Origin of the sequence: Paracoccus sp. JM45, assembly GCF_003590715.1 — a bacterium.
Taxonomy (GTDB): Bacteria; Pseudomonadota; Alphaproteobacteria; order Rhodobacterales; family Rhodobacteraceae; genus Paracoccus.
Window position 1 is genome coordinate 1 of the sequence record NZ_QQVY01000064.1, and the last position, 1,086, is coordinate 1,086.

The following is a 1,086-nucleotide window of genomic DNA, read 5'->3' on the forward strand; positions in this document are numbered from 1 at the left end:
CGAGGCCTATGATACTCACAATCAACACCTGAAAGCCGCCGCCTGACATGAAACCCATGCTATAGCTTAGCCCGGCGGAAAACTGGTCGAAAATTCAGGACCACCTCTTCCCACGATGCGATCGGCGAAAGTGTCGATGACGAAAGCCACATAGACAAAGCCCTGCCACGTCGACACGTAGGTAAAATCGCTGACCCAGAGCAGATTTGGCGCAGGGGCCCGGAACACGCGGTTCACCTTGTCACGCGGACAGGGCGCTGATGGGTCAGGAACCGTTGTTTTGAGCACCTTTCCACGCACTGCCCCCGGATGCCGATCTGTTTCATGAGCCGTTCCACCGTGCAGCGCGCCAGCGTAAAACCCTCGCGCTTCAGCTGGTGCCACGCTTTTCGAACGCCGTAGACCTGATAGTTTTCATCCCAGACCCGTGTAATCTCGGGCCGAAGCTCGGTGTCACGCTGATGCCGTGCAGAAGCTTTGGAAGGGTCCGCTCGGCACGCCAAACGGTGATAATATGTTGACGGTGCAATCGGCAGGACCCTGCAGATCGACTCGACACCGTAGACAACGCGCTGATCTTCAATGAAGGCGATCATCGTTTCAGTGGGCGGTCGAGTTCTGCCTGCGCAAAATACGCCGAAGCCTTGCGCAGGATCTCATTGGCCTGGCGCAGCTCGCGAACCTCACGTTCCAGTGCCTTAATACGGTCCCGTTCTTCAGTGGTCACGCCATCGCGCATGCCACTGTCCTTCTCGGCCTGCTTGACCCATCCGCTCAGGGTTTGGGGAATACAGCCGATTTTGGGTGCAATGGCCGCGATCGCGCCCGCCTGCGTTTCGTAGGAGCCTTGATGCTCGAACACCATTCGGACCGCACGAGCGCGGACCTCAGGAGAGTAGCGATTTGCTATTTTGCTTTTTGTCATAACCATCATCCTTACTTAAGTTGATGGTCTCCGACAGACCCGGGGCGGTTCAAAGGGCGTGGATCACGCGGTCATCTCAGCGGTGTAATCGGCCCAGAGGCTGAACGCATCGTTGCGGGCGTGGCGGTATGAGGATGCTGTGAGTTGATAGCGCCGGGGAC

2 pseudogenes and 1 other annotated feature are annotated in these 1,086 nt (G+C 57.6%); both pseudogenes read right to left on the minus strand.

Features of this window, described 5'->3' with window-relative positions:
• Positions 1–108: 108 nt before the first annotated feature.
• Positions 109–925, minus strand: a pseudogene (locus DWB67_RS17715) (IS3 family transposase); the annotation flags it as partial.
• Positions 522–638: a sequence feature (AL1L pseudoknot), on the minus strand. (Overlaps the previous pseudogene by 117 nt.)
• A gap of 63 nt (positions 926–988) precedes the next feature.
• Positions 989–1,086, minus strand: a pseudogene (locus tag DWB67_RS17720) (IS6 family transposase); the annotation flags it as partial.